The following is a 363-nucleotide window of genomic DNA, read 5'->3' as shown; positions in this document are numbered from 1 at the left end:
CGCTCGACGAGGACCCGGTGCCGACGGACTTCGGCGAGGCGTTCTCCGGCCAGGACTTCGCGGGCGCGCTCGGGCAGGGCCTCTACAGCAGGGAGCTGTGGCCCTCGTTGCAGCGGGCGGTCGCCCAGCTGCTCGAGGAGGGCGACACGCGCGGCCTGGAGGCCTTCGCGTCCGGAGGTGTCACGCTCCCGCCGCTGCGGGGCAAGCACCGCGGACTCGTCGACCCGGAGGAAGTGCCCCTGGACAATCTGCCGGCGGCGTTGATGGCGGTCAATTGCGCGGACGACCCCGACCGCCCCGCCGCCGCGCAGGTCACCAAGGACCTCGGCCGGCTGCGCGCCCGGTACGAGCAGGCGTCACCGG

1 pseudogene is annotated in these 363 nt (G+C 74.4%); it reads left to right on the top strand.

The features are described 5' to 3' along the window. Positions 1–363, top strand: a pseudogene (locus IF47_RS0126990) (alpha/beta hydrolase); the annotation flags it as partial.

It is taken from the genome of Streptomyces megasporus, from assembly GCF_000718985.1.
Classification (GTDB): Bacteria; Actinomycetota; Actinomycetes; order Streptomycetales; family Streptomycetaceae; genus Streptomyces; species Streptomyces megasporus.
This window is presented reverse-complemented; position numbering and strand designations above follow the sequence as displayed.